The sequence below is a fragment of the Pseudomonas sp. Q1 genome (assembly GCF_009935975.1).
In the GTDB taxonomy this organism is placed as follows: Bacteria; Pseudomonadota; Gammaproteobacteria; order Pseudomonadales; family Pseudomonadaceae; genus Aquipseudomonas; species Aquipseudomonas palleroniana.
The window spans coordinates 235,353-261,985 of the sequence record NZ_QODI01000012.1 but is presented as its reverse complement, the minus strand read 5'-3'; the positions used below and the strand labels follow the sequence as shown (position 1 = coordinate 261,985).

At 60.4% G+C, this 26,633-nt stretch carries 21 protein-coding genes; 12 read left to right on the top strand and 9 right to left on the bottom strand.

All coding sequences use genetic code 11. From position 1 onward, the window contains the following. Positions 1 to 150: 150 nt before the first annotated feature. The 4 genes from DK870_RS20370 to DK870_RS20355 all read right to left on the bottom strand — a co-directional run bounded on the left by DK870_RS20370 (position 151) and on the right by DK870_RS20355 (position 3,844). Complete coding sequence (locus DK870_RS20370) at positions 151 to 936, bottom strand: sulfite exporter TauE/SafE family protein (protein WP_060757067.1); 786 nt, start codon at positions 934 to 936, stop codon at positions 151 to 153. 91 nt (positions 937 to 1,027) lie between these two features. Further along, positions 1,028 to 1,798, bottom strand: a complete 771-nt coding sequence (locus DK870_RS20365) for a class I SAM-dependent methyltransferase (protein ID WP_161549518.1) — start codon at positions 1,796 to 1,798, stop codon at positions 1,028 to 1,030. A 36-nt stretch (positions 1,799 to 1,834) separates the two neighbouring features. After that, positions 1,835 to 3,139: an ATP-binding protein gene (locus tag DK870_RS20360; protein WP_104993490.1), complete on the bottom strand. Its 1,305-nt coding sequence runs from the start codon at positions 3,137 to 3,139 to the stop codon at positions 1,835 to 1,837. 3 nt (positions 3,140 to 3,142) lie between these two features. Then, positions 3,143 to 3,844, bottom strand: coding sequence for a response regulator transcription factor (locus tag DK870_RS20355; protein WP_161549517.1), 702 nt, complete (start codon positions 3,842 to 3,844; stop codon positions 3,143 to 3,145). Between the two features lie 223 nt (positions 3,845 to 4,067). On the opposite strand from DK870_RS20355, the gene DK870_RS20350 reads away from it, so the two are divergent. The 4 genes from DK870_RS20350 (at position 4,068) to DK870_RS20335 (ending at position 9,732) form a co-directional block, all read left to right on the top strand. After that, positions 4,068 to 5,222: an efflux RND transporter periplasmic adaptor subunit gene (locus DK870_RS20350; protein ID WP_060757071.1), complete on the top strand. Its 1,155-nt coding sequence runs from the start codon at positions 4,068 to 4,070 to the stop codon at positions 5,220 to 5,222. 6 nt (positions 5,223 to 5,228) lie between these two features. Next, a complete protein-coding gene (locus tag DK870_RS20345; RefSeq protein WP_161549516.1) occupies positions 5,229 to 8,327 on the top strand; it encodes an efflux RND transporter permease subunit in 3,099 nt (1,032 codons plus the stop codon). 37 nt (positions 8,328 to 8,364) lie between these two features. Then, positions 8,365 to 9,006, top strand: a complete 642-nt coding sequence (locus DK870_RS20340; protein ID WP_161549515.1) for a DUF1345 domain-containing protein — start codon at positions 8,365 to 8,367, stop codon at positions 9,004 to 9,006. A 264-nt stretch (positions 9,007 to 9,270) separates the two neighbouring features. Then, the gene (locus DK870_RS20335; RefSeq protein WP_060757074.1) at positions 9,271 to 9,732 is read left to right on the top strand and encodes a hypothetical protein; all 462 of its coding nucleotides are present in this window, start codon (positions 9,271 to 9,273) and stop codon (positions 9,730 to 9,732) included. A 63-nt stretch (positions 9,733 to 9,795) separates the two neighbouring features. Here the strand turns inward: DK870_RS20335 and DK870_RS20330 are convergent, their stop codons facing one another. The 3 genes from DK870_RS20330 to DK870_RS20320 all read right to left on the bottom strand — a co-directional run bounded on the left by DK870_RS20330 (position 9,796) and on the right by DK870_RS20320 (position 15,724). Further along, positions 9,796 to 12,060 carry an autotransporter outer membrane beta-barrel domain-containing protein gene (locus tag DK870_RS20330; protein WP_161549514.1) on the bottom strand — a complete coding sequence of 755 codons (2,265 nt, stop codon included), beginning with the start codon at positions 12,058 to 12,060 and terminating at the stop codon, positions 9,796 to 9,798. Between the two features lie 282 nt (positions 12,061 to 12,342). After that, complete coding sequence (locus DK870_RS20325) at positions 12,343 to 14,346, bottom strand: hypothetical protein (RefSeq protein WP_161549513.1); 2,004 nt, start codon at positions 14,344 to 14,346, stop codon at positions 12,343 to 12,345. Between the two features lie 130 nt (positions 14,347 to 14,476). After that, positions 14,477 to 15,724 carry a hypothetical protein gene (locus DK870_RS20320; protein WP_060757077.1) on the bottom strand — a complete coding sequence of 416 codons (1,248 nt, stop codon included), beginning with the start codon at positions 15,722 to 15,724 and terminating at the stop codon, positions 14,477 to 14,479. A gap of 259 nt (positions 15,725 to 15,983) precedes the next feature. On the opposite strand from DK870_RS20320, the gene DK870_RS20315 reads away from it, so the two are divergent. The 5 genes from DK870_RS20315 to DK870_RS20295 all read left to right on the top strand — a co-directional run bounded on the left by DK870_RS20315 (position 15,984) and on the right by DK870_RS20295 (position 21,136). Next, a complete protein-coding gene (locus tag DK870_RS20315; RefSeq protein WP_161549512.1) occupies positions 15,984 to 16,997 on the top strand; it encodes a LacI family DNA-binding transcriptional regulator in 1,014 nt (337 codons plus the stop codon). 69 nt (positions 16,998 to 17,066) lie between these two features. Further along, positions 17,067 to 17,849 carry a sugar phosphate isomerase/epimerase gene (locus DK870_RS20310; RefSeq protein WP_161549511.1) on the top strand — a complete coding sequence of 261 codons (783 nt, stop codon included), beginning with the start codon at positions 17,067 to 17,069 and terminating at the stop codon, positions 17,847 to 17,849. Beyond that, complete coding sequence (locus DK870_RS20305) at positions 17,842 to 18,786, top strand: sugar kinase (RefSeq protein ID WP_161549510.1); 945 nt, start codon at positions 17,842 to 17,844, stop codon at positions 18,784 to 18,786. Before DK870_RS20310 ends, DK870_RS20305 begins: the two co-directional genes overlap by 8 nt. 83 nt (positions 18,787 to 18,869) lie before the next feature. Further along, positions 18,870 to 20,162 (top strand): MFS transporter, encoded by a 1,293-nt coding sequence (locus DK870_RS20300; protein ID WP_161549509.1) that lies wholly within the window; start codon positions 18,870 to 18,872, stop codon positions 20,160 to 20,162. Further along, positions 20,159 to 21,136 carry an NAD(P)-dependent oxidoreductase gene (locus tag DK870_RS20295; protein ID WP_161549508.1) on the top strand — a complete coding sequence of 326 codons (978 nt, stop codon included), beginning with the start codon at positions 20,159 to 20,161 and terminating at the stop codon, positions 21,134 to 21,136. Before DK870_RS20300 ends, DK870_RS20295 begins: the two co-directional genes overlap by 4 nt. A 164-nt stretch (positions 21,137 to 21,300) precedes the next feature. On the opposite strand, the gene DK870_RS20290 is transcribed toward DK870_RS20295, so the two are convergent. After that, a complete protein-coding gene (locus tag DK870_RS20290; RefSeq protein ID WP_161549507.1) occupies positions 21,301 to 22,926 on the bottom strand; it encodes a methyl-accepting chemotaxis protein in 1,626 nt (541 codons plus the stop codon). Positions 22,927 to 23,157: 231 nt separating this feature from the next. On the opposite strand from DK870_RS20290, the gene DK870_RS20285 reads away from it, so the two are divergent. Genes DK870_RS20285 through DK870_RS20275 form a run of 3 tightly spaced genes read left to right on the top strand, consistent with a single transcriptional unit; the run spans position 23,158 to position 25,617 of the window. Further along, on the top strand, positions 23,158 to 24,585 hold the full coding sequence (locus DK870_RS20285) for a nucleobase:cation symporter-2 family protein (RefSeq protein WP_104993477.1): 1,428 nt from the start codon (positions 23,158 to 23,160) through the stop codon (positions 24,583 to 24,585). 13 nt (positions 24,586 to 24,598) lie between these two features. Then, positions 24,599 to 25,060 (top strand): LEA type 2 family protein, encoded by a 462-nt coding sequence (locus DK870_RS20280; protein WP_090371436.1) that lies wholly within the window; start codon positions 24,599 to 24,601, stop codon positions 25,058 to 25,060. A gap of 5 nt (positions 25,061 to 25,065) precedes the next feature. Then, entirely contained in the window at positions 25,066 to 25,617 is a 552-nt protein-coding gene (locus DK870_RS20275; RefSeq protein WP_161549506.1) for a GNAT family N-acetyltransferase, read from the top strand. A 45-nt stretch (positions 25,618 to 25,662) separates the two neighbouring features. Here the strand turns inward: DK870_RS20275 and DK870_RS20270 are convergent, their stop codons facing one another. Beyond that, positions 25,663 to 26,589: a carbon-nitrogen hydrolase family protein gene (locus tag DK870_RS20270; protein WP_060757087.1), complete on the bottom strand. Its 927-nt coding sequence runs from the start codon at positions 26,587 to 26,589 to the stop codon at positions 25,663 to 25,665. Positions 26,590 to 26,633: the final 44 nt, after the last annotated feature.

The following is a 26,633-nucleotide window of genomic DNA, read 5'->3' as shown; positions in this document are numbered from 1 at the left end:
CTCCCGATGGCGGTGTGTCAGTCACGGTTTCTGAACCTGACACACCGCTATCGGGAGCAAGCCCCCTCCCACAATTTATTTATCGTCCGCTTTATCGCTTAACTGACAGGCATTAGGGCAAGCCCCCTCCCACATTGACCGGTACTTATCTTAAAAAGCCAGCTTGTAGCCGATGCTCATCAACATGATCGCCAGGCACGGGCGCAGCACGCCGTCCGGGACTTTGCCGGTCATGTGGCTGCCCAGGTAAATGCCCGGCAGCGAGCCCATCAGCAGGAAGCCCAGCAGGTGCCAGTCCATGTTGCCCATGCTGGCGTGGCCCAGGCCCGCCACCAGGGTCAGCGGCACGGCGTGGGCGATCTCGGTGCCCACCAGGCGGCGCGTGGCCAGGAAGGGATAGAGGATAAACAGCGCAACGGTGCCCAGGGCGCCGGCGCCGATGGAGGTCAGGGCAACCATGGTGCCGAGGATGGCGCCGGTCACCACCGTGAGCCCGTTCAGGTTGCGCGGGCTCATGTGGTAATCATCGCCGGCATGACGTTGAGCGAAGGCCAACAGGCTTTTCTTGAACAGAATCGCCAGGGCCGTCAGCAGCAGCACCACGCCGAGAGCCTGTTTGATCACCGCGTTCATCGCACTGGGATCGGTGTGCAGGCTGGCAAGGAACCACAGGGTCAGCAACACCGCCGGTACGCTGCCCAGGGTCAGCCAGCCAGTGATGCTCCAGTCGATATTGCGGTTCTTGCTGTGGACCAGCACCCCACCGGATTTGGTAATGGCGGCGTACAGCAGGTCAGTGCCCACGGCCGTCGCCGGGTTGATACCGAACCACAGCAGGATCGGCGTCATCAACGAACCACCGCCGACACCGGTCATGCCCACGATAAAACCGACGATCAGGCCAGCGACGACAAACCCCAGATTACCCACATCCATTACAGCTACCCATGGCCTTATAAATTTCTGGCGGCAGGATAGCGATTTTTCTTATAACGACTTATACCAATATGATCTGACTTTATGCCTTTTAGCTTAGTCGGTGGCACACATACGCTTGAGTCTGGTACGGGAACGCCACGCTATCGCGCCCTTGCAACGCGGGGTGAGTGTCGATCAGTGCCTGCAACTGCGCCCTGACCTTGGCCTTTTCGGCATCGGGCAGCGCGGCGATAAAGCTCACCGACAGGAAACGGTCCATGATCACTTCCTGCGGGCTGCCCACATGCTGGTAGGGAAAACAGGTGAGTTCAGGCGCGGAAAAATACTTGCCGGTGAACGCTTCGCGCCAACGCCCGGTATGAAAGCGCGGCGTGTCACCTTCATAAGGTGTGATGATTGCAGTGATGGCGGCGACCCAGTCCACCGACTCATCACGCACATTCCACACCAACCCCAGGCGCCCTCCGGGTTTAAGTACACGGTGGATCTGCGCGAGTGCCGCTTGCGTGGCGAACCAATGAAACGCTTGGGCGCAGACCACTGCGTCGGCGGTGGCGTCCCCTAGCGGGATCGATTCGGCGGTGCCCTCCACCAAGCGCACATCGGGTAGCGACCTGGTCAATTGCGCGGCCATCGCCGCAATCGGCTCGACGGCGATCAGCGCAGGCGTCAAGGTGCTGAGCAAGCGGGTGAACTTGCCGGTACCGGCGCCCAGGTCGATCACCGTCGACTGCGGCTCAACCCCCAGCGCCTCACCGAGCCAACCGATGAGTTGCCGTGGGTAGTCGGGCCTGCCCTGGGCGTAGGTGGCGGCCTGGGTCGAGAAGCCCTGCTGGGCAGACGCGTGAACATCGGTCATTGTCGAACGCTCCTCAGTCGAATCGGGGGAGCCTGATTATGCGCCTGCCGCCGGCAACCACAACCTGAACCGTGCGCCGCCCAGGGGTGAGGCCAACGCGGTCAATGTTCCGCCCTGGGCTTCAACGGCGCGCCGGCTGATGGCCAACCCCAGGCCGAAGCCGCCGGTGGCGCGGTCGCGGCTGCGATCCAGGCGATAGAAGGGTTCGAAAATGCGCTCGCGCTGGTCCAGCGGGATGCCAATACCGTCATCGTCCACGCAGATCTCACAGCCCTTGGGGCACACCTTCACCCCCACCTGAATGCGCTTTTCACAATAACGCGTGGCGTTGCGCAGCAGGTTCTGCAACGCGCGGGCGGTGAGGCGTGGGTCAAGGGCGAAACGCTCGACAGCACAGTCAAGCGCCACATCGATGACGATCTCGGGGTTTTCCATCTCGTCATCGACACTGCCCAGTACGCTGTCGATAAACTCGTCGAGCATCACGTCCACCTGCTCCGGCAAGTGCGCCGGGTTTTGCAGGCGGCTGTAGGAGAGCAATTCCAGCACCAGCTCATCCAGTTCGCGAATATGCGCCACCAGGCTTTGCAAGCGTTCGCGGCTGGCCTGGGGCAAGTCTTCGGACAAGGCCAGCGCCAAGCCGAAATCCAGGCGCGTCAGCGGCGTGCGCAGCTCGTGGGAGACCGCATTGAGCAGGTCGCGTTGCTGGTTGAGCAAGTGCTCGATGTCATCGGCCATGGTATCGAACACCGACGCCAGGCTGCCGATGTTGGAACTGGGCGGGATGTGCGTTCGCTCACTGAGGTTCCCCCTGCCCAGGTGCGCAGCCGTGGTTTTCAGGCGCTCCAGGTCACGCCAGTGCGGGCGCAGCCAGACCAGCAGGCAGGCCAGCAGCGCCGCGCCGATCAACACATTCATCGACCAGTACAGCAGGTTCATGTCCATCGGGTCGGGCGGAACGGTCAGCTTGACCACGAACTGCTGGTTGATCGGTGAACTGACCTCCTCCGCCCACCCCCACTCCCCCAGGCGAATCACCGGCTTGCCTTGCTCGAACAGCTTCTCCTCCTCGGGCGTGTAGCTGGCGTCCTGGCGCAACAGCAATTGCACCTTCAGCGGGGCAAAGTCGCGGCCGAGCTGCTCGGTGACCTGCGACCAGCGCTCCACCGGCGCTCGCTGGTATTGCTTGACGATCAGTGCCTGCTGGCCACGGGTCTGTTCGACGTTGTAGTCCATGTAGCGATGTTCGAACAACTGGATGACCAGCTTGGGAATCAGGAAGATCGCCGCGCTGTAGGTGACGATGGTGATCAGGTAGAGACGAATCAGCACACGGAACATGAATCAGCATTCCCACTCGGAACGGCTGAACAGGTAACCCTTGCCCCACACCGTCTTGATCTTGCGCGCCTCACCGGCATGGTCGTCGAACTTGCGACGCAGTTTGGAGATGGCCACGTCCACCGAGCGGTCGGTGCCATTGAATTCGATACCGCGCAGGCGTTGCAGGATCTGGTCGCGGCTGAGCACTTCGCCGGCATGCCGGGCCAGTACCACCAGCAGGTTGTATTCACCGCTGGACAGCTCCACCGGCTGCTCGCGCCAGGTCACCGTGCGTTCGGACAGGTCGATACACAGGTTGCCCATGATGATCTGGTCATTGGCCATCTGCGGTTCGGACAGGCTGCTGCGGCGCAGCAAGGTGCGCACACGGGCAAGCAGTACACGCGGCTCGCAGGGTTTGGTGACGTAGTCGTCGGCGCCCATTTCCAGGCCCAGCACTTGGTCGTGGCTGTCGTCGCGGGCGGTCAGCATCAGGATCGGCAGGCCCGCCGAGTCGGCGCGCAGCAGACGGCACACTTGCAGGCCGTCGAGACCGGGCAGCATCAGGTCGAGAATCACCAGGTCCGGCGGGTTGAGACGTGCACGTTCACGTACATGGTCGCCACGGCTGAGCACGCTGACGTGGTAGCCGTTGCGTTCCAGGTAGCTGGCAATCAGTTCCGCGAGCGCGACGTCGTCTTCCACCAGAAGGATGTTGGGCATAAAGGTGTTTCCAGAAAATACAGTATTGGTCGAACAAAAATCCCATGTGGGAGCAAGCCCCCTCCCACATCGGATCTCCCGTGCCGGCAAGGTTGTGCAAGGATATACGCCCGCGGCGCCGAGCGCGCCGCACCTTACATTTCTTCACAGACACGCTACACAGCTTCACAGCACCACGGCGCAGGTGACCTTAGGATGCAGCCGTCATTATTGGGATAAGAGCATGTCGAAGAATCTGTTTGCGCCGTTTTGCCTGCTGGCCCTGGCGCTGGCCCTCAGCGCTTGCGGCAACTCGGCGGACGAAGCGCCGGAAATGCCCCTGGCCAAAGTCCGCATCGAAACCCTGCAGGCCAAGCCCCTCTCCATTACCAGCGAGTTGAGCGGGCGCATCGCCGCCCCGCGGATTGCCGAAGTGCGTGCGCGAGTGGCCGGCGTGGTGATGCAACGGGTGTTCAAGGAAGGTCATGACGTCAAACAGGGCGACGTACTGTTTCGCATCGATCCGGCACCGTTCAAGGCCGACCTGGACAGTGCCCAGGCCAACCTGAGCAAAGCCGAGGCCAATGCCTTCCAGGCTCGCTTGCAGGAACAGCGCTACAGCCAGTTGGTCGACGGCAACGCCATCAGCGCCCAGGACTACGACAATGCCCGCGCCAACCTGCGCCAGACCAATGCTGAAGTCGCCGCTAACAAGGCGGCCGTCGAACGCGCCCGACTGAACCTGGGCTATGCCACCGTGACCGCGCCGATTTCCGGACGTATTGGCCGCGCCTTGGTGACCGAAGGCGCACTGGTCGGCCAGAACGAAGCCACGCCCCTGGCGATCATCCAACAACTGGACCCGATCCACGCCGACCTGACGCAGTCCACCCGTGAGCTGAATGACCTGCGCCGCGCCTTCCGCGCCGGCAGTCTGAAGCAGGTCGGCCAGGACCAGGCCAAGGCCACGCTGATCCAGGATGACGGCAGCCCGTACCCGCTGCCGGGCAAATTGCTGTTTACCGACATCAGCGTCGACCCGGGCACCGGGCAGATCACCCTGCGCAGTGAGTTCCCCAATCCGAACCTCGACCTGCTGCCCGGCAGCTTTGTGCGGGTGCGCCTGGAACAGGCCGTCGACAAGCAAGGCATCAGCGTGCCGCAACGCGCCATTACCCGAGACAGCGCCGGCATACCGATGGTGCTGCTGTTGGATACCGAACAGACCGTCAGCCAGCAACCCGTGGAGTTGGGCGCCGTGATCGAGGACCGCTGGGTCGTCAGCAGTGGCCTCAAGCCCGGCGACCGCATCGTCGTCGAAGGGCTGCAACATGCGCGCCCCGGTGAAAAAGTCGAAGTGGATGACAGCCCTGCCTCGGGCCGTCTCGTAAAGGAATAACCCGCCATGCCGCAGTTCTTTATTGACCGCCCGATCTTCGCCTGGGTGGTCGCCCTGTTCATCCTGCTGGCCGGCGCAATCGCCATCCCGCAGTTGCCGGTGGCGCAGTACCCCAACGTCGCACCGCCGAAGGTGGAAATCTACGCGGTGTACCCGGGCGCCTCGGCCCAGACCCTGGACGAAAGCGTGGTCAGCCTGATCGAGCAGGAGCTCAACGGCGCCGACCACCTGCTGTACTTCGAATCCCAGAGCAGCCTCGGCTCGGCGACGATCACCGCGACCTTCCAACCGGGCACCAACCCGGAAATGGCCCAGGTAGACGTGCAGAACCGTCTCAAGGCGGTGGAATCGCGCCTGCCGCAGGCGGTGACCCAGCAAGGCTTGCAGGTGGAGAAAGTTTCCGCAGGCTTCCTGCTGCTGGTGACCCTGACGTCCAACGACGGCAAGCTCGACGACGTGGCGCTCAGCGATTACCTGGCGCGCAACGTGATGAACGAACTCAAGCGCCTGGACGGTGTGGGCAAGGCCCAACTGTATGGTGCCGAGCGCGCCATGCGGATCTGGATCGACCCGCAGAAGCTGATCGGCTTCAACCTCACGCCGGCCGACGTCAACGCCGCGATCAGCGCGCAGAACGCGCAGGTTTCGGCGGGCAGCCTGGGCGATTTGCCGGGGACCAGGACCCAGGAAATCACCGCAGCGATCCTGGTCAAGGGCCAGCTGTCGACGCCGGCGGAATTCGCCGACATCGTGCTTAAAGCCAACCCGGACGGCTCCACCGTGCGCATCGGTGATGTGGCGCGGGTGGAAATCGGCAGCCAGGAATACCAGTTTTCCACACGCCTGAACGGCAAGCCGTCCACTGCGGTCAGCGTGCAGCTGTCACCCGGCGCCAACGCCCTGAACACCGCGACCCTGGTGCGGGCGAAGATGGATGAGCTGTCGCGTTACTTCCCGGCCAACGTGGAATACAAGATCCCGTACGACACCTCGCCGTTCGTCAAGGTCTCGATCACCAAGGTGGTCTACACCCTGCTGGAAGCCATGGCGCTGGTGTTTGCGGTGATGTTCCTGTTCCTGCAGAACGTGCGCTACACCTTGATCCCGACCCTGGTGGTGCCGATTGCCTTGATGGGCACTTTTGCGACCATGCTGTTGCTGGGGTTCTCGATCAACGTGCTGACCATGTTCGGCATGGTACTGGCCATCGGCATCCTGGTGGACGATGCGATTGTGGTGGTCGAGAACGTCGAGCGCATCATGGCCACCGAGGGCCTGTCGCCCAAGGAGGCAACGCGCAAGGCCATGGGCCAGATCACCGGCGCGATTGTCGGCATCACCCTGGTGCTGGTCGCGGTGTTCCTGCCGATGGCGTTCATGCCGGGTTCGGTGGGGGTGATCTACCAGCAATTCTCGCTGTCGATGGCCACCTCGATCCTGTTCTCGGCGTTTCTGGCCCTGACCTTGACACCCGCCTTGTGCGCGACCCTGCTCAAGCCGATTGCCAAGGGCGAACACCACACCAAGGGCGGTTTTTTCGGCTGGTTCAACCGTCGCTTTGAAAACCTCACCGACCGCTACGAAGGCTGGGTGGCCTATGCGCTCAAGCGCAGCGGCCGCTATTTGCTGATCTACGTGGTATTGCTGGTGGGCCTGGGGTGGATGTTCAGCCGCCTGCCCTCCTCGTTCCTGCCGGTGGAAGACCAGGGCTACACCATCACCGATATCCAACTGCCGCCGGGTGCGAGCAAGAACCGCACGGTGCAGGTGGCCGAGCAGATCGAAGCGCACAACGCCGAAGAACCTGGGGTGGGTGATACCACCATGATCATGGGTTTCAGTTTCTCCGGTTCCGGGCAGAACGCGGCGTTGGCGTTTACCACGCTCAAGGATTGGTCGGAACGTGGCAGCGATGACGCTGCCGCATCGATTGCCGAGCGCGCCAACATGGCCTTCACCGAACTCAAGGACGCCGTTGCCTACGCGATCCTGCCCCCGCCGGTCGATGGCCTGGGCACCTCCAGCGGTTTCGAGTTCCGTTTGCAGGATCGCGGTGGCGTCGGCCATGCCGGCTTGATGGCAGCCCGCACCGAGCTGCTGGCGGCGGCGGAAAAAAGCCCGATCCTGGCCAACGTACGCGAAAGCGCCCTGGCCGAAGCGCCTCAAGTGCAGTTGCAGGTTGACCGCAAGCGAGCCAACGCCTTGGGCGTTTCGTTCGCCGATGTGGGTAATGTGTTGTCCTCGGCCGTCGGCTCGGCCTATATCAACGACTTCCCCAACCAGGGCCGCATGCAGCGGGTGGTGGTGCAGGCCGAAGGCGACCAGCGCAGCCAGGTGGCGGACTTGATGAAGATCAACGTACGCAACAACGCCGGGAAGATGGTGCCCCTGTCGGCGTTTGTCGAAGCCAAATGGACTCAGGGCCCGACGCAGTTGACGCGCTACAACGGCTACCCGGCCATCGCCATCAGTGGTGAACCGGCGCCGGGTCACAGTACCGGCGAGGCCATGCAAGAGATCCAGCGCCTGGTCAGCCAACTGCCGGCGGGCCTGGGCCAGGAATGGACGGGGCTGTCGTTGCAGGAGCGCTTGTCCGGCTCCCAGGCGCCGCTGTTGCTTGGTCTGTCGCTGCTGATCGTGTTCCTGTGCCTGGCGGCGCTGTACGAAAGCTGGTCGATCCCGACCTCGGTATTGCTGGTGGTGCCGCTGGGTGTGCTTGGCGCGGTCGTGGCCGTGGCCTTGCGGGGCATGCCCAACGATGTGTTCTTCAAGGTGGGCCTGATCACCATCATCGGCCTGTCGGCGAAGAACGCGATCTTGATCATCGAGTTCGCCAAGGACCTGTACCAGCAGGGCGACGACCTGATCGACGCCACCTTGAAGGCTGCGCGGTTGCGCCTGCGGCCGATCATCATGACGTCGCTGGCGTTCATTCTCGGCGTGGTGCCGCTGGCGATTGCCACCGGTGCCAGTTCGGCGAGCCAGCAGGCGATTGGTACGGGGGTGATCGGCGGAATGATCACGGCGACATTGGCGGTGGTGTTTGTGCCGGTGTTCTTTGTGGTGGTCATGAAGTTGGTGCGCAAGCGCCATAAGACCGAGTGATGCTATGGTGCTCACAACCCCTGAGTTGTGAGCACCTATGCCCTTTCTAGCCCGCACCCACCCTCGCCTCTCCACCGCCGCTGTAATGGGCATTGCGGTGGGCATCCTGGCACCGTCCGACACCCTCCTGGGCAAAATCCTCATCGGCTGGAACGCCGGCGTGTGGACCTATCTGGTCCTGATGCTGTGGCTGACCATCCGCGCCAAGGCGCAGGATGTAAAACGCATCGCGGAAATCGAGGATGAAAACGCCGGCCTGGTGCTGTTCATGGTCTGCATCGCGGCCATCGCCAGCCTCGCCGCCATCACGTTCGAGCTGATCGGCAGTAAAGACCTGGCCCCCACCGAGCGCCTGTTGCATTACGGCTTCACCGGGTTGACGGTCATCGGCTCGTGGTTGTTGATCGGGGTGATTTTCAGCGTGCACTACGCTCGCCTCTATTACACCTGGGAGGGCAAGGAACCGGCACTGCGCTTTGCCGAAGGGCTGCTCACGCCGAACTATTGGGACTTCCTGTATTTCTCCTTCACCATCAGCGTGGCGGTGCAGACGTCCGATGTGGGCGTGGCCACGCGCAGCCTGCGCAAGGTGGTGCTGGGGCAATCGTTGATCGGGTTTCTGTTCAATACGGCGATTCTGGGGTTCTCGATCAATATCGCCGCCGGGCTGTTCAGCTGACACCGCACCTGCTTTTAGACGCTGAGCTGGACTGGGCCGAGTATCCCCATGTGAACCTGCCAGAAGCGGTTTGAGTTAGTACTCAAACGAATTAAAAATGTGCACTTAGACTATTTGATCCGTCGAGAAACGCTCATACATTACGGTCTACGTATACTGTTATTTCTGACAGTTTACAGGTTAGACACTCTGCTATTACATGCTTCAGACAGAGCCGCTGATGCCTCTGTTATTCGCACAACCACCCGCGATGGAGAAGCGATCATGACTGTACAAGCGCAAATTTTAACCCCCGAGCAACAAAAGGCATTGGGCCCAAAACGAATCAATGCGTCGGGTACCTTCGACGCACGTATCGATTCCGCTCCCGTTCATTTTCAGACCACCACCCTATCCCGCAATTACGAGCTGGCGGTCTTTAGAGTCAATGCCCGGCATGCCGATAACGCGGCCACCATCAAAGAACTATTTATTCAGGTGCCCGATAGTATTGAAGTCGGCAAGGTAATCAAATTGGAGGAGCAGGAATTTACCAGCGTTGAAGTCTGGTACTCGGTAAAATCGCCCACGGCACACTATACGGTCAGTGGCATTAAAGGCGATTTGATCATCATGGGGCTGGCCCCGGGTGTCATTAAAATCAGAGGTACATTGCATGCTACTACCGATGCCGATGCCAACGGAAATCCACATTTGGTCGAAGTCGACTTCAACCTGACCAGTTGATGGTCATGCCACATGCAAAAACGCCCGTATCTCTCGATACGGGCGTTTTTGCATAGCGTGTAATTACCAGGTGTAACGAACCCCCACGTTGGCGCCCCAAGGCTGCTCAACCTTACCGCCGCTGCTGTGCTCAAGATCGGCATGCAATTGAAGGTTCTGCGACAACTTCACAGCCACACCCGCACCGAATTCTGCTCGGGAACCGGACAGATCGTTGTTGAACACATTGTTATTGACCGAAACCTTATTGTTATTGGCAAACTCATGCACCATCGCTGCCCGTAAATAAGGCTGTAGCACACTGCCGCTGTCGAGTTGGATGTCACGCCCCACGGTCGCACCGGCCTTGGCCAGTATCGAGCGGGTGCGCTCGCCCTTGGCTTGCAGACCGTTATCCAGGCTGTAACTGCCGCCCTGGATGACTACGGTGGACATCTGCGCATACGGCTCGACGAAGAACCCATCGTCCAACTTGATGTTGCGACCGACCTCCGCCGACAAACCGCCACCGGTGTTGTTGTACTTGCCTTTGGACGAAGTTCCGTCACTGAGCCCAACCTTGGACTCATTATGGAACCGGTTGACCTTCGCGACCGCATCGAAATACAGACCGCTTTCCTCGTCCAACCACGTCGCGTAGGCACCCAGGTAGTAGCTCTTCACGTTACCGGAAGTGCCGCGCTTGAGGTTCAAGTCCGAGGTGCTGTGACCCGCCATTACCCCCACCAGCCACTGACTGTCGGCCAACGGAGTATCGGCGCCCAAGGTAAAGCCCTGTTGGTTCTGGCTGTAACCAACACCCGTGCTGTCGGCCACCTTGTACTTATTGCCATAGCCCCGGATCCACACCCCCGCCTGACCCGGCTCGAAACGCAACTCACCCATGCGTGTACGCAGTGAGGTCGCCTCACCGTACCATACGGTCGGTGCGGTATTGAACAAGGCCAGTACCGAGCGAGTGCCTGGGCTTATCACGCGGTTGTTCGGGTCAAGGAACCAGTCAGTGCCTTCCTTCTTCAGGCCGTAGGAGTAAGCACCTACGTCGACCACATCACCGACCAGGGAAAATTGCGCGTCGCCTCCGCCGGTATGCACGATGCGAATATCCTCCGGATTGACCGGTTCCGCACCACTGGCCGCGAGCAACAGGCGGTGATTGCCTTTGGCCTCGCCTTCGATATTCAGGAAGTCCGTGACGCCACGCGCGAAATCGGTGCCCATGACGAAGGTGCCGTTACCGTCGAGGCTGTCCAGATCCAGCTGATAGAACGCGTCGGTGTGACCGAACTTCACCGTACCGCCCGCCAGGCTCAGTGCGCCAACCTGGCTGTCGCCTGTGAGTTCCCAAAAAGACTGGTCGCCGATATCCAGGCGGGTGACATTCTGCAATTGGCCGGTCAGGCTGGCGTGGTTCTGCAGCTTCAAATCTGCGCTGCTGCCATCCTCGACAATGACGTCACCCTTCAATTGGCTGTTGTCGACATTCATACTCGCCGTGGCGCCGCCGTTAACTTCCAGCAATGTGCCGTTGCCACCGATCAACGTGGAGCCGTTACGCACATCGATTTCTGCTCGTGGGGTCGAACCCTGCTCACCATTAACCACGATGGCGGAACCGCTGCGGCCCTCGACACTGGAGTTATCCAGTACCAGTTTACCCACGCCGCCTTCGTCATAGTCATCAGTGAACAACACGCCGTTTTTGCCGCCGATGATTCGGCTTTGGCTGGCAGTGACCGTTGCCCTGTCGACAAACACGCCAAAACTGTCGGCGCCGGTGCCTTCAACCAATGTGTTTTGACTGAAGTGCAGTTCACTATTGCCCGCCGCAATCGCCCCGCCGATATGGCCACGAATGGTGCTATTGAATACTTCGGCAACGCCCCCTTTATCGGAGTCGAAGCTCTGGAATGTTTGCAGGCCTACGGTGGTATGGCTAGTGATGTTGCTGTCATGAATGAGAGCATTGCTGTCATCCAGGCGCACTGCGCCGAACACAGCGTGAGATGAATCGACGGTAGCGCCGTTCAGGCTGACGGACGATCCCTGGGTGGCACGGACATCATCAATCAGGCTGCCCGCATTGACAATCAACGCCGAATCGTTGACCAGAATATGCTGTGCCCGGGCACCATTAACGGTCAGCTCGGACTTCATATCCAGTTGCCAGTCATTGGGTAGTTCACCGGCCTCAATGGTTTTTGACTCGCCAATCAGTTGAACAGCGTGTGCGCTCGATTGAAAAGCGGCAAACATAAGAAAAGTAATAGTTTGAACTTTCATCATCTTGCTCAAGGGTTTGAGCTCGAAGTTGGTTAACACGGACATAGGTTTTCACTCTCTGGGCTAGTGCCTTTGAAACGGTTTGGCTCGTTCCCTCGGAATGGAGCCTTACCTGTGCGGCGCAGAGATTACTGAGTGAACTTACCCAAGGATGTAGGATTAATCTGAACAGGATGTAGCGGCGGGCAATACATAGCTTCAGAAATATAAGGCGATCGAGGTGAACCTGCGAGCTCAGCTTCTAGAATGCCTATTTTCAACTACCAACTGCCGGATACGTCAAAGGGAAGCGACGCTTCCCTTTGACGGTTCCAACGAACAGCTCGCTTAAGGTCTCACGATAGTCATACCGTCGCAGTAGGTCTCCGGATTGGAAAATACCGAGTAAACCTCGGCCAGTTCACTGTTACCGGTCGCTCCGCTGCTCACCACTGTGCTGTAGGTCACTTCGCAAGGCCCAATCACAGACTGCTTGAGGAATGCACCGTAAATAATTTCGACAATGAAGCCATTATCCACGTCATCCTGGCTCAACGATGGGTGGGTAAAGACTTGCGTGAATGGGCCCGGTGGAAAACCAAAGGCCTCGCTCCAAATAGTCACGGTTACTCTCACATCATTACCGACCACCAGTCTTGGATCTGCTGGAATGAAAAGCTCGGCAAAGAGCGTCGGTGGCACCCCAGGGCCACGACTCTGCAAGGACACGCAGCTCCACTCAGCGTTGGCATCAAGATGCCGGAATTGAGCAGCTTGCAATATCTCCGTCACGGCATCGATCACGTTGACGGTGGTAACACCCGATGGGTTTTCATTAGTGGTGCCGGGGCCGGTGACTACGTAGCTGACCGGCTGCATGCCATTACCATGTCTAGCCACTACGTCCCACGGGATGGGGAACGTCGCATCCGCCCCGGGCGTCAGGGTACTGAGGTTAAAAGGCCCGACGCGCTCTCGGGTGACGCCCCAGAACAGGAAAAACCTGTTGTTCGCATGGGGCGCCGCTGCAGCGGTCCAGAGCGGAATCACAATCGTGACAGGTTGATTCGCGTCGACGATGCGCAGGGTATTCAACTCGGGAGTCGAAACCGCACCATACACCTGTGCCAGTTGCAGTCCAGGGTTTACATCTCCCGGTTCAAGGGTGCCAGGAAGAATCGGGCCTTCCACCGACAAATCAAGTCGCACGGTTTTGTCGGGAGAGTCAAAGAGAACGCCATTTCGGTCGGTACGATAGCGCACGATCACAGTCTGCGGCCCCAGTGTTGCGGTATATGCGGCCTTGATCGCGTCGTTCATATTACTGAAGATAACGTCAAATCCGCTAAGCGCTGGCGTTTGCGTCCCATATGGCTGCGTACCCCATTGCAACTCGAACCTGTCCAGCCCGATCGCATGATGAAGGTACTCTTCAATATGAACGTCAATACCTTGCACATAATCCAGAATATCGAGCAGATCATCGGTACTGCCGTTGAGCGGGGCGGGCGCCAATGGAATGTGGACTGGCAATAGCTGGGGATCTTCAAGCAATGCAACGGTACGAAAATCATTGAACGAAGGGCGGCTGACGTTACCGGCCCGATCACGGATGGTGTAGAAAACATAGTACAAACCACTCAAAATTATCTGAGCGGCCGGCAGGAAGAAAGTGCCCCCCGTAGTCAGCATCGGTATCCCTAGTGGATCGCTGACCAAATGCTCGGGACGCGGGTCCATTACCGGACTGAAGTAAACAAAAAACCTGTCCCCTTCTTCGAATTGCCCCGGCTGCGAGGGATAACCGTTCGCTGGAATGCGGATCTCCAGGCCACCTTCTTGTATCAGGAACGCATTGTTGATCACGGTGCCCGGCGGCGCGTTGACAAACTCCGGAACATCCGGTTGCTCACGGGATGACTCAACGGCATAAGGCGCAATGGTATCGACCCGAAATGCCCCCGGATTGGAGCTGTCGACGGGGATTCCCGGTATGCCCGCTAGATTACGGTACTGGGTATTTCTAAGCTCGTAGAAACCATGTCGGAACTGGGGTGCCGGCGCGGGGACGAACCTGGTGATAACGGGCGGAACCGGGGGGGTAATGGCGGTTAGTTGATAGGGCGCTACCAAGGTGACCCACGTGGGCGGAATCACATCAGTAGCGCGAATCTCGATGCTCATCCAATCGGTGTTCCTTGACGCTACCCCCGTACTCAATTCCACGTTAATACCTACAGGTGCAACCGACGCAGGAATAAGGCCGGTTGCATCATCCAGCGCTTCAACGATCGTAGGCGCATTGAGAACCAAAGGCGCAGGTGCAGTAGTCGAACCACGTTTTTTAGTCATTTCGGTCTCTCCTTGGTGTTTTAAACAGACACGCTCGCTCCCGTCGATGGCATTCAGCCAACCACGCTGACTCGAAAAAACATCCATCAGAGCGATGTAGCCCAACATTCATGCGCTGGGATGACTCGGCTCAAGGCTCGGGGCCATTACCGTCAATCCAGCAGTAGATGGGGTCGGGCGGCGGTGGCGACGTCAGCACCACACGGTCGAACTGCACGAACCTAGAGGCGGAGCGGCCTATGATCGCCCCCGCTCTGGACACCAAATAGCTAGCCTCCCCACCTGCGTTCTCTTTCAATGGGCGGATCAGACGTTCCACATCACGGATCCAGAAGTTGAAGCCGGCTGCATCCCCTCCCGCGTCCCAATAATGCTCAAGGGTTTCCACAATGTTGGGGTCTGGATTGACATCAGGGTATTGGCCATACCCTTGAAACCTGAGCGTGATCAAATCCCCATCAAGGATGTTCGGATCGGGGGGAATGTGTACCTCGACCCCTAACCAAATCGGCGGCTGAGTGCTGCAGGTCAAATACCGGTTGGGGTGGGACTCGGATTGGGGAAACCGGGGGCGTGTGTACATGATGGGAGGAAGGTCGGTTTGCAGCCCGACCCGCGCCACCTGTGAAAATTCCGGGTTCACATTTCCGGCACGGTCCTCCAGACGATAAAAACAGAACAGCCAGAGAGCACCCGGGAACCTGCGGAACACGTCGTTGGGCACCTCTACAAAAATGCGGCCATTGGCACTCGTCAGCGGTAGCGAGGTCAGTGTCGGCAAGCCCGTTGGCAGCATATTCAGGTCAGAAAAATACATATGTACCTTGTCACCGACCTCACGTCCTCGATAGCCCGGAGGGATTTCCATGGGCACCATGGGATTGTTGTCCAGGTAGTCCTGAGTTATCGGATCTATCGGGAAAATCGCAGGAGGAAGGAACGCGCCAGCACCAGGGGCATCGCGGTCGATTCTGATAGTCACCGTTTCAGAGGTATCGACGCTGGGACTATCTGGCCGGGTGTTATGGATCCGATACCTGAGATCAACGACAGCGCTGCTCAGTAAAAAGGCCCGAGGAATCGTCAGCGATATGGGAAAGTCGGCATCCGTCAGCGGGCCAACCAGTTCGAACGGGGGGGTATCGGCGGGTCTGGCGCCATGGACAGCCCACTCAAAAATCACATATTGGAACCTGCCTGTAGCGGGTAAAACCGCCCAAGGCGTTTCAAGCAACATCTTCAAATCGTCGAAATAAAATTTAGCGGGGATCAACCCATCCGGTAGTGCATCGACGACTTTTGGCTTATCCAGCACGAGGATACCGCCAGGGCCCGAAGGACCATTCGCATTCGGCTGGGTTGTATTGGAAGTGGTCATCGAAACCTCCCGCAACTCAATCACTCTCGATGCGCCTTTTTGTCTAAAAACTCAGACGGCTCAGGCGCTGTTGGTGCAATTGAACACCTCCTTTACGCCGGCTGATACTGTCAGATTTCACAGGTAGCAGCGCCATTCGTCCGCTTTTCAGCGTCTGACGACAGAGCCATCACCAAGAAATTCTTGACGAGGCCGGTTGACTAGTGTTTTCTGAAACCGGTTTCAGTGAAACACCAAATCCAATAAGAAAGGTTCTGCCGTGACTCCATTTTCCGCCGCCCAGCGCAGCCGCGTGACCATGCTCGACGTCGCCGAGCGCGCCGGGGTGTCCAAGGCCAGCGTGTCGCGCTTTATCGGCGATGACCGCGCGCTGCTCTCCGATGCCATTGCCCTGCGCATCGAACACGCCATCGAAGCCCTCGGCTACCGCCCCAACCAGATGGCCCGCGGCCTGAAACGTGGCCGCACACGCCTGATCGGCATGTTGGTGGCGGATATCCGCAACCCCTACTCCATTGCGGTGATGCATGGCGTCGAAACCGCCTGCCGCCGGCACGGCTACAGCCTGGTGGTGTGCAACACCGACCGCGATGACGAGCAGGAGCGCCAGCACCTGGCGGCGCTGCGTTCGTACAACATCGAAGGGCTGATCGTGAATACCCTCGGCCATCACCTCGACCAACTGCTGGAGCTGCAACGGGAAATGCCCCTGGTGCTGATAGACCGAAAGGTAGAACCGTTGCACAGCGACCTGGTGGGGCTGGATAACCCGGCCGCCGTGCGCATGGCGCTGGAGCATCTCCAGCAGCAGGGCTACCGCGATGTGTTGATGGTCAGTGAAGCGGCCGACGGCACCAGCTCGCGCCTGGAGCGCCAGGCCAGTTTCATTGCCGAGATCGACCGCCGCCCAGGGTTGACCGGCAAGGTGCTGGAGCTCGATGAGGCGCTGGAAAACAACCTGCAAGTCTTTCTCGCCAAGCCCGGCGCCAAGGCGCTGTTCTGCGCCAACGGCGTCGCCGCGCTGGCCTGCACCCGCGCGCTCAAGGCGTTGGGCTGCCACTTGTTCGACGACGTTGGCCTGCTCGCCCTGGATGACCTGGACTGGTATCCGCTGGTGGGCAGTGGCATCACCGCCCTCGCCCAGCCGACCGAGGCGATCGGCGCCAGTGCGTTTGACTGTTTGCTCAAGCGCTTGCGCGGCGACACCGATCCCACGCGCACCCTGGACTTCCTGCCCGAGTTGATCGTGCGGGGCTCCACTCGGCGCCTTTAAATGTCTTTCACCTTTCTTTGCACCTTCCTTTGCACAAAAAAATGAAACCGGTTTCAGAGGTACACAACAATGCATAAATACCCCGTCTCCATCAGCCTTTCCAGCTACGGCGCCGACCTGGTCCGCCAGCAGGGCCAATTGAGTTTTGTCCAGGTGCTCAGCGCTGCCGGTGCCCAACGCATCGAATGGCGCGAAGAACTGTTGACCGACGAGCACCCTGGCGAACTGGCCCAGGCAGCGGCGCAGCAGCATTTGGAATCGGTGTTCTCATCGCCCCTGGAACTCTGGGTCGCCGGTCGCGCCCAGCCCAATGCTGAACTGGCCGCGACCCTGGATCGCGCCCTGGCTTTCGGTTCGCGCTGGTTGAAGGTGTCCCTGGGTTACTTCACCGACACCAACGACCTGCAAAGCCTGCACGCCCTGCTCAGCCGTCACCCGGTCCGGCTCCTGGTGGAAAACGACCAGACGTTGCACGGTGGGCGTATCGAGCCGATGCAACGCTTTTTCAGTGAAGTGGAGCGCCTCGGCCTGCCGGTCAAGATGACCTTCGACATCGGCAACTGGCAGTGGCAGGACCAGTCCGCCCTCACCGCCGCCCGCCTGCTCGGCCGGCATGTGGACTACCTGCACTGCAAAGCCGTGGCCCGTCGCCAGGACGGCAAGCTCGTCGCCCTGCCGCCCGGCCCCACCGACCTGCATCTGTGGGAACAACTGCTCAAGCACATGACCCAAGGTATTACGCGGGCCGTGGAATTTCCGTTGCAAGGCGATGACCTGGTCCAGGTCACCGCCCAGCAGGTCGCCGCCCTCGCCACCCTTGGCCAGCCCCGTCTGGAGAATGCCCATGTCTAAGCTCGATATCCTGTCGTTTGGTGAAACCATGACGATGTTCGTCGCTGAACAGACCGGCGACCTGGCGCAGGTGGCGCAGTTTCACAAGCGCATTGCCGGGGCCGACAGCAATGTCGCCATCGGCCTGTCGCGCCTGGGGTTCAACGTGGCCTGGCTGAGCCGGGTGGGCAATGATTCCCTGGGCCGTTTTGTGCTCGACAGCCTGAAAAAAGAAGGGCTGGACTGCCGCCACGTAGCGGTCGACCCGCTGCATCCCACCGGTTTTCAACTCAAGTCCCGTGAAGACAGCGGCGCCGATCCCCAGGTCGAATACTTTCGCAAAGGCTCGGCGGCCAGCCACTTGTCTATCGAGGCCATCCAACCGGCATTGCTGCAAGCGCGCCACCTGCACGCCACCGGCATTCCAGCGGCCTTGTCCGACGCCACGCGAGCACTGTCCCGCGAGTTGATGATGCAAATGCGCAAGGCCGGGCGCAGCGTGTCGTTCGACCCGAACCTGCGCCCATCGCTATGGCCCGACGAGCAGCAGATGATCCGCGAGATCAATGCCCTCGCCGCCCTGGCCGACTGGGTATTACCGGGCTTGAGCGAAGGCCGTTTGCTCACCGGCTTTGATGACCCGGCCGATATTGCCGCCTTCTACCTGGACCAGGGCGCCGAGGCCGTGGCGATCAAGCTGGGGCCGGATGGGGCTTACTACCGGACCCGCATGGACCAAGGCTTCATCGCCGCCGTGCCGGTGGAAACCGTGGTGGATACCGTCGGTGCCGGCGATGGTTTCGCCGTCGGCATGGTCAGTGCCCTGCTGGAAAACCTCAGTTTCCCCGAGGCCGTGCAGCGCGGTAACTGGATCGGCAGCCGTGCCGTGCAGAGCCGTGGCGATATGGAAGGCTTGCCGTTCAGGGCAGACCTGCCGCTGGCACAGAAGGCGAGCTGAGCAAAGGCGCCGCAGCCCGGCGCGGGGCAAGCCCGCACACCACAACCTGTTGCAACAACTACAACAAGCTCAGGAGCAACACCATGGATACCGTGAAACTCGCCACCCGCCGCTGGTGGTACATCATGCCGATCGTTTTTATCACCTACAGCCTGGCCTATCTGGACCGCGCCAACTATGGCTTCGCCGCCGCCTCCGGGATGGCCGAAGACCTGATGATTACCCCCGGAATGTCGTCGCTGCTCGGCGCGCTGTTTTTCCTGGGCTACTTTTTCTTCCAGGTGCCGGGGGCAATGTACGCCCAGAAGCGCAGCGTTAAAAAGCTGATCTTTGTCAGCCTGATCTTCTGGGGTGGCTTGGCGACGCTGACCGGCGTGGTGTCCAACGCCTATATGCTGATCACCATCCGCTTCATGCTAGGGGTGGTTGAAGCGGCCGTGATGCCGGCGATGCTGGTGTACCTGTGCCACTGGTTCACCCGTGCCGAGCGCTCGCGCGCCAATACGTTCCTGATCCTCGGCAACCCGGTGACCATGCTGTGGATGTCGGTGGTCTCGGGCTACCTGGTGCAGCACTTCAGCTGGCGCTGGATGTTCATCATCGAAGGTTTGCCGGCGGTGATCTGGGCCTTTATCTGGTGGCGCCTGGCCGATGAGCGGCCCAAGGACGCCAAATGGCTAAGCGACAGCGAGAAACAGGATCTGGAGAGCGCCCTGGCCGCCGAGCAGGTGGGCATCAAGGCGGTGAAGAACTACGCCGAAGCCTTCCGCTCACCCAAGGTGATCGTGTTGGCCCTGCAGTTTTTCTGCTGGAGCATCGGCGTGTACGGCTTTGTGTTGTGGCTGCCGTCGATCCTCAAGGCGGGTTTGAAAATGGATATGGTCGAGGCCGGCTGGTTGTCGGCCCTGCCTTATCTCGCGGCGGTGATCGGCATGCTGGTGGTGTCGTGGGGCTCGGACAAACTGCAAAAGCGTAAACGCTTTGTGTGGCCACCGTTGCTGATTGCCTCCATCGCGTTCTACGGCTCCTACACGCTTGGCGCCGAACATTTCTGGTGGTCCTACACCTTGCTGGTGATCGCCGGAGCCTGCATGTACGCGCCCTACGGTCCGTTCTTCGCCATCGTCCCGGAAATCCTGCCGGCCAACGTCGCCGGTGGCGCCATGGCGCTGATCAACAGCATGGGCGCGCTGGGTTCATTCGGTGGTTCGTACCTGGTGGGTTACCTCAATAGCAGCACCGGCTCGCCCGGCGCCTCGTACCTGCTGATGAGCGGCGCGTTGCTGCTGTCGGTGGTGCTGACGATTTTCCTCAAGCCCGGCGCCAGCGATCGCGTACGGGCGCCAACCCTGGAGTTGAAGGTCAAAACCTCATGAAAAAGTCTGTTGTGCTGTACAAAAAACTCTCCGCGCCGCTGATGGCTCGCCTGCATGAACAGGCCGATGTCACGCTGATCGACGCGCTGGACGACACGGGCCTGGCCAAACTGCGCGACGCGTTGCCCAGCGCCCATGGCCTGCTCGGCGCCAGCCTGCGCCTGGATGCCAAACTGTTGGACCTGGCGCCCTACCTGGAAGCGGTGGCCAGCGTCTCGGTGGGGGTCGACAACTACGACATCGACTACCTGACCCGGCGCGGCATCCTGCTCAGCAACACCCCGGACGTGCTCACCGAAACCACCGCCGACACCGGTTTTGCGTTGATCCTGGCCACCGCACGCCGGGTGGTCGAGCTGGCCGACATGGTGCGCGCCGGCCAATGGAACAAGAACATCGGCCCGGCGCACTTCGGTACCGACGTGCACGGCAAAACCCTGGGCATCATCGGCATGGGGCGCATTGGTGAAGCCCTGGCGCAGCGCGGGCATTTCGGCTTCGGCATGCCGGTGATCTACCACAGCCACTCGCCCAAGCCGCAGGTGGAACAGCGTTTCGGCGCGCAGTACCGCAGCCTGAACGACTTGCTGCAAGAGGCTGACTTTGTCTGCCTGACCTTGCCGCTGACCGCCGAAACCGAGAAGCTGATTGGCGCCGAAGCATTCAGGCGGATGGGGCCGGAGACGATCTTCATCAACATCTCGCGGGGCAAGGTGGTGGACGAAGCGGCGTTGGTCGAAGCCTTGCAGCAGCGCACCATCCGGGCGGCGGGGCTGGATGTGTTCGAGCGTGAGCCGCTCAATCACGAGTCGCCGTTGCTGCGGTTGAACAACGTGGTCGCCACGCCGCATATCGGCTCGGCAACCCAAGAGACGCGCGAGGCGATGGCCAAGTGTGCGGTGGATAATCTGTTGCAGGCGCTGGCCGGGCAAAAGCCGACGAACCTGGTGAACCCGGGGGTGTGGAAGCCATAGCCTCTGACACAAAAAAGAGAGCAATTGTGGGAGGGGCGGTGCGACGATTCGACTTGCTCCCGATTGCAGTGTGTCAGCCACAGCTGTTCTAGCTGATTCACCGCTATCGGGAGCAAGCCCCCTCCCACACTCCTACACTCCTACATTTTTGGCCTTATTGCAGGTCAGATGACGAAGCGCGCCACCATCCCATTCAGGTCCACCGCCAGGCGCGACAGTTCATGGCTGGCCGAGCTGGTCTGGTTGGCACCCGCCGCCGACTGGGTCGCCAGGTCGCGGATGTTAACCAGATTGCGGTCCACTTCGCGGGACACTTGGGCTTGCTCTTCCGAGGCACTGGCAATCACCAGGTTGCGCTCGTTGATCAGACTGATCGATTGAGTGATCTGCTCCAGGGCCACACCGGCGGCGCGAGCCATTTCCAGGGTGGCATGGGTACGCTGGTTGCTCTGCTGCATCGACTGCACGGCTTCGCCGGTTCCGCTCTGGATGCCGGCGACCATTTTTTCGATCTCTTGAGTCGACTGTGCTGTGCGATGGGCCAGCGCCCGCACTTCGTCGGCCACCACCGCGAAACCGCGCCCGGCTTCACCGGCGCGGGCCGCTTCAATCGCCGCGTTGAGCGCCAGCAGGTTGGTCTGTTCGGCAATCGCGCGAATCACGTCCAGCACTTTGCCGATATCACGCCCCTGGGACGCCAGGCCTTCGATCAGCACCGAGGTGTTTTGCACATCCTGGGTCATCGTCTGGATGGCCTCGACGGTTTCGACCACGCGGTCGCGTCCCGCACGGGCGGCCTGGTTGGACTGGCCGGACGCTTCGGAGGTCGACACCGCGTTACGCGCCACCTCTTCCACGGCAGCGGTCATTTCGTTGACGGCCGTGGCGGCCTGGTCGATTTCATTGTTCTGTTGTTGCAGGCCCCGGGACGCTTCCTCGGTGACCGCACTCAGCTCTTCGGCGGCGGAGGACAACTGTGTGGCGGAGCCGGCGATATGCTGGATGGTCTGGCGCAGGTTGGCTTGCATGGCGGACAAGGCACTGAGCAAACGCGCCGGTTCGTCCTTGCCATCGTCCTCGATCACTTTGCTGAGGTTGCCACCGGCGATGGTCTCGGCCACTTCCACGGCTTTGCGCAATGGCGTGACGATGCTCCTGGTCAGCGCCCAGGCCAGACACACTGTCAGCAAAGCGGCTACTACCGAGACCACGACGACACCGATGATGGCACTTTGATAACTCTGCTCGGCATCATCATTGGCCTGCCGGGCATCGGCCACATTGATCGCGATCAGCTTGTTCAACTGTTCGCCCATCTGATCGGTGCCGTCCTTGATGCGGGTGTTGATCAGGGTACGCATCTCATCGAGCTTGCCTTGCTTGGACAAAGCCAGCATCTCGGCCTGGGCCTTGATGTAGTTGTCCAGGGTGACGATAAACGTCTTGTACAAGGCCGCCTCCTCCGGGCCGGCTGGCATCACCGCATAACCGGCCTGAGCGGTTTTCACTTTATCAAGCAATACACCGATACGGGTTTCGGCCTCCTGCAGGCCCGCCGCCTCACGGTTGACCAGCACCCGAAATGACAGGATACGCAAGCGCAGTACGTTCTCCGTGATAACCCCTAGATAAGTGACGCTGGGCAGTTGGTTGGTGGCCATGTCCGCCGACGCCTGACGCATCAACGTCATGCGATTAACCGCAAACATTCCCAATACCACGACCAATAAGGCAATCAATGCAAAACCGAGAGAAGCTCGAGGGGCAATATTCAGATGGCGAAGGGACATAGATGCGCTCTCATAAGATGTGTTTGCATGCGTCCCTGCCGCGAACGATCCGTCGGCGTCAACGCGCGGCTCAGACCTTGGTCACCATTGTTGTAATTGATAGGTGACCTGCCCAGGCTATCGGCAAGCACCGGCGGTTTATGCAGGGTCTTTATAAATATTTTTTTACACTTCTGACGATTAGCAGTTTCTGGCATCCTGCGTCTCCATTTTCTGACCCGAGCCCTCATTTTGTCTGACGCTCATGCCCCCCAACCGCGCTATAAATCCGACCTGATCTACGGCCTGGAAGACCGTCCGCACTTCACCGCGGCGATCTTTGCCGCGTTACAACACGTGCTCGCCAGTTTCGTCGGGATCATCACGCCCACCCTGATTGTAGGCGGTGTTCTGGGACTGGGTAGTGAAGTGCCGTACCTGGTGAGCATGGCGCTGTTCGTCTCGGGGCTGGGGACTTTTGTGCAGGCGCGCAAGTTCGGCCCGGTGGGTTCCGGCCTGCTGTGCCTGCAGGGCACCAGTTTTTCGTTTATCAGTGTGATCCTCAGCGCCGGCTTCATGGTCAAGGCCCGGGGCGGCGGGACCGATGAAATTCTCTCGACGATCTTCGGTATCTGTTTTTTTGCAGCCTTTATCGAAGTGGTGCTCAGCCAGTTCATCGGCAAACTGCGCAAACTGATCACCCCGGTTGTCACCGGCACCATCATTACCCTGATGGGTTTGTCGCTGATCAAGGTGGCGGTCACCGACATGGCCGGCGGCTTTGGCTCCAGCGACCTGGGCGCGGCGGGCAACATGGGGCTGGCGGCACTGGTGCTGCTGACCATCGTGGTTCTGAACCGCTTCAGCAACCCGTTCCTGCGCCTGGGTTCGATCGTGATCGGCCTGACCCTGGGCTTTGTCGTGGCTTGGTGGATGGGCCGCGTGGACATGGCCGCCCTGCCCCAGGTGCCGCTGATCAGCGTACCGGTGCCGTTCAAGTACGGTTTCTCGTTCGATTGGGTCGCGTTTATCCCGGTTGCCGTGATCTTCCTGATTTCGCCGCTTGAAGCGGCCGGTGACCTGACCGCCAACTCGATGATTTCGCAACAGCCGGTCAAGGGCCCGCTGTATATCAAGCGCATCAAGTCCGGGCTGCTGGCCGACGGCCTCAATTCGGCCATGGCCGCCACCTTCAACAGCCTGCCGATGGTGACCTTCGCCCAGAACAACGGCGTGATCCAGCTGACCGGTGTGGCCAGCCGCTACGTGGCGTACTTTATCGCCGGCCTGTTGGTGTTGCTGGGGTTGTTCCCGATGATCGGCGCGGTACTGCAACTGATGCCCAAGCCGGTGCTCGGTGGCGCGACGCTGATCATGTTCGGCACCGTGGCCGTGGCCGGAATCAAGATCCTCGCCGAAGCCGGGCTGCACCGACGCAACGTGCTGATCGTGGCGATCTCCCTGGGCATGGGCCTGGGCGTCGCCGCCGTGCCGGAAGTGTTGCGCGACCTGCCCAAGGCCCTGCACAACATCTTTGAATCGCCGATCACCGTGGGCGCATTTTGTGCGATCGTGCTGAACATTTTCCTGCCCGAAGAGTTCATAGAGCTGGAAGAAGACGAATTCGACCCGGAGTCTTCTACCCTCAAAGTCATGCAAGACCCGGACGTTACGCAATAGGAGCAACTTTCAGATGCGCAAGCTCATGGTTCTATCGTTACTGCTGCTGACCTTGAGCGCCTGCGCGCTGTTCCCCCACCGCGACCCGGTCAACATCACGGTGGTGGGGATCGAGCCCCTGCAAAGCCAAGACCTGGAAGTGCGTTTCGCCGTGAAGCTGCGGGTACAGAACCCCAATGAAACGGCCATCGACTACAGCGGCATCGCCCTGGACCTGGACGTCAATGGCCGGCCGCTGGCATCAGGCGTGAGTGACCAGGCAGGCTCGGTGCCGCGCTTTTCCGAGACCGTGCTGATGGTGCCGGTAAGTGTTTCGGCATTTTCCGTACTGCGCCAAACCCTGGGCCTGAGCCAGACCCAAAGCCTGAACAACCTGCCCTACGTGCTGCGCGGCAAGCTGGCGGGCGGGTTGTTCGGCACCATGCGCTTTGTGGAGCGTGGCACGTTGGACCTGCCGAACACGGCTACCTGGTAACGACCATGCAACCGACCTTGCTCACCGAACGACTGATCCTGCGACCACTGACCCTGGCCGACGCCGAGGGCATCCAACAGCAATTCCCGCACTGGGAAGTCGTGCGCTACCTCAACGCCCTGGTGCCCTGGCCCTATCCGGCCGATGGCGCACGCACCTATCTGGAACAAATCGCCCTGCCCGCCATGGCCCGTGGTAAGGAATGGCATTGGTCGATCCGCCTGAAAAGCGCGCCGGACAAGTTAATCGGCAATATCAGCCTGATGGACGAACACGATAACAACCGTGGTTTTTGGCTCGGCCCACAATGGCAAGGGCAAGGCTTGATGCGCGAAGCCTGTGCGGCGGTGAACGACTACTGGTTTGGCGTACTGGAGCGGCCACTGTTGAGGGTGCCCAAGGCGGCGCCGAACCTGGCGTCGCGCCGGATTTCCGAGCGTGAAGGGATGCGCCGGGTGCGCACGGATCAAGGCGAGTTCGTTGAAGGCACCTTCCCGCGGGACCTCTGGGAAATGACTCGCGAGCAATGGCTGGAATACCCACGCCTGAGCCAATGAGGTTGCAAATGTGGGAGCCGGCCCTCCCACACAGCTGAGCGGCGTTTAGTCAGCGATGAAGCGTACGCCCGGCTTGGCCCGCTCATCGACCGTCAACTCAAACACATCCGGCCGGGCGTAATGCCCCACCACGTCGTAGTCATAGCGCGCACGCACCAGTTCGTCCGTATCGATCTGCGCCGTCAACAAGCCTGCTTCACCGCGCAATGGCCCGGCGAGCACATCGCCCATCGGCCCGACAATCACACTGCCGCCCGCGATCAAGGGGCGCTGCGCCGGCCAGTTGGCCACTTCCACACCCAGCGCCTCGGGCGATGGCTGCACCTGGCAGGCGCTGACCACAAAACAGCGACCTTCGTGGGCCACATGGCGCATGCTGACTTGCCACATCTCGCGTTCATCCACGGTCGGCGCACACCACACTTCGACGCCCTTGGCGTACATCGCCGTGCGCAGCAACGGCATCATGTTTTCCCAGCACACGGCGCCGCCGATGCGCCCTATGGCGCTGTCGATCACCGGCAGGGTCGAGCCGTCGCCCTTGCCCCAAATCAATCGTTCGGTGCCGGTGGGCATCAGCTTGCGGTGCTTGGCCACCAGGCCGCCCGTCGGTTCGAAATACAGCATGGTGCAATACAAGGTGCTGCCACTGCGCTCGATCACGCCGAGCACCAGGTTCGCCCCCGTACGCGCCGACAACTCGGCCAGCGCCTGCGTCTCCGCGCCCGGCACATCAATGGCATTGGCAAAATAGCGGGCGAAGGCTTCACGGCCTTCGGGCAGGCGGTAACCCAATTGCGTGCCAAACCCTTCACCTTTGGGATAACCGCCCAGCAGGGCTTCCGGCATCACCACCAGTTGTGCGCCGCTGCGTTTGATTTCTTGCTCATACGCCAGGATTTGCTCAAGGGTTTCGGCCTTGCCGCCAGGCAAGGCACCGATTTGCAGGGCTGCCACTATCGAAACAGGCATCAGGTTCACTCCGAATGAGGGGGGTTGCCCATTTTCCCGCCAGC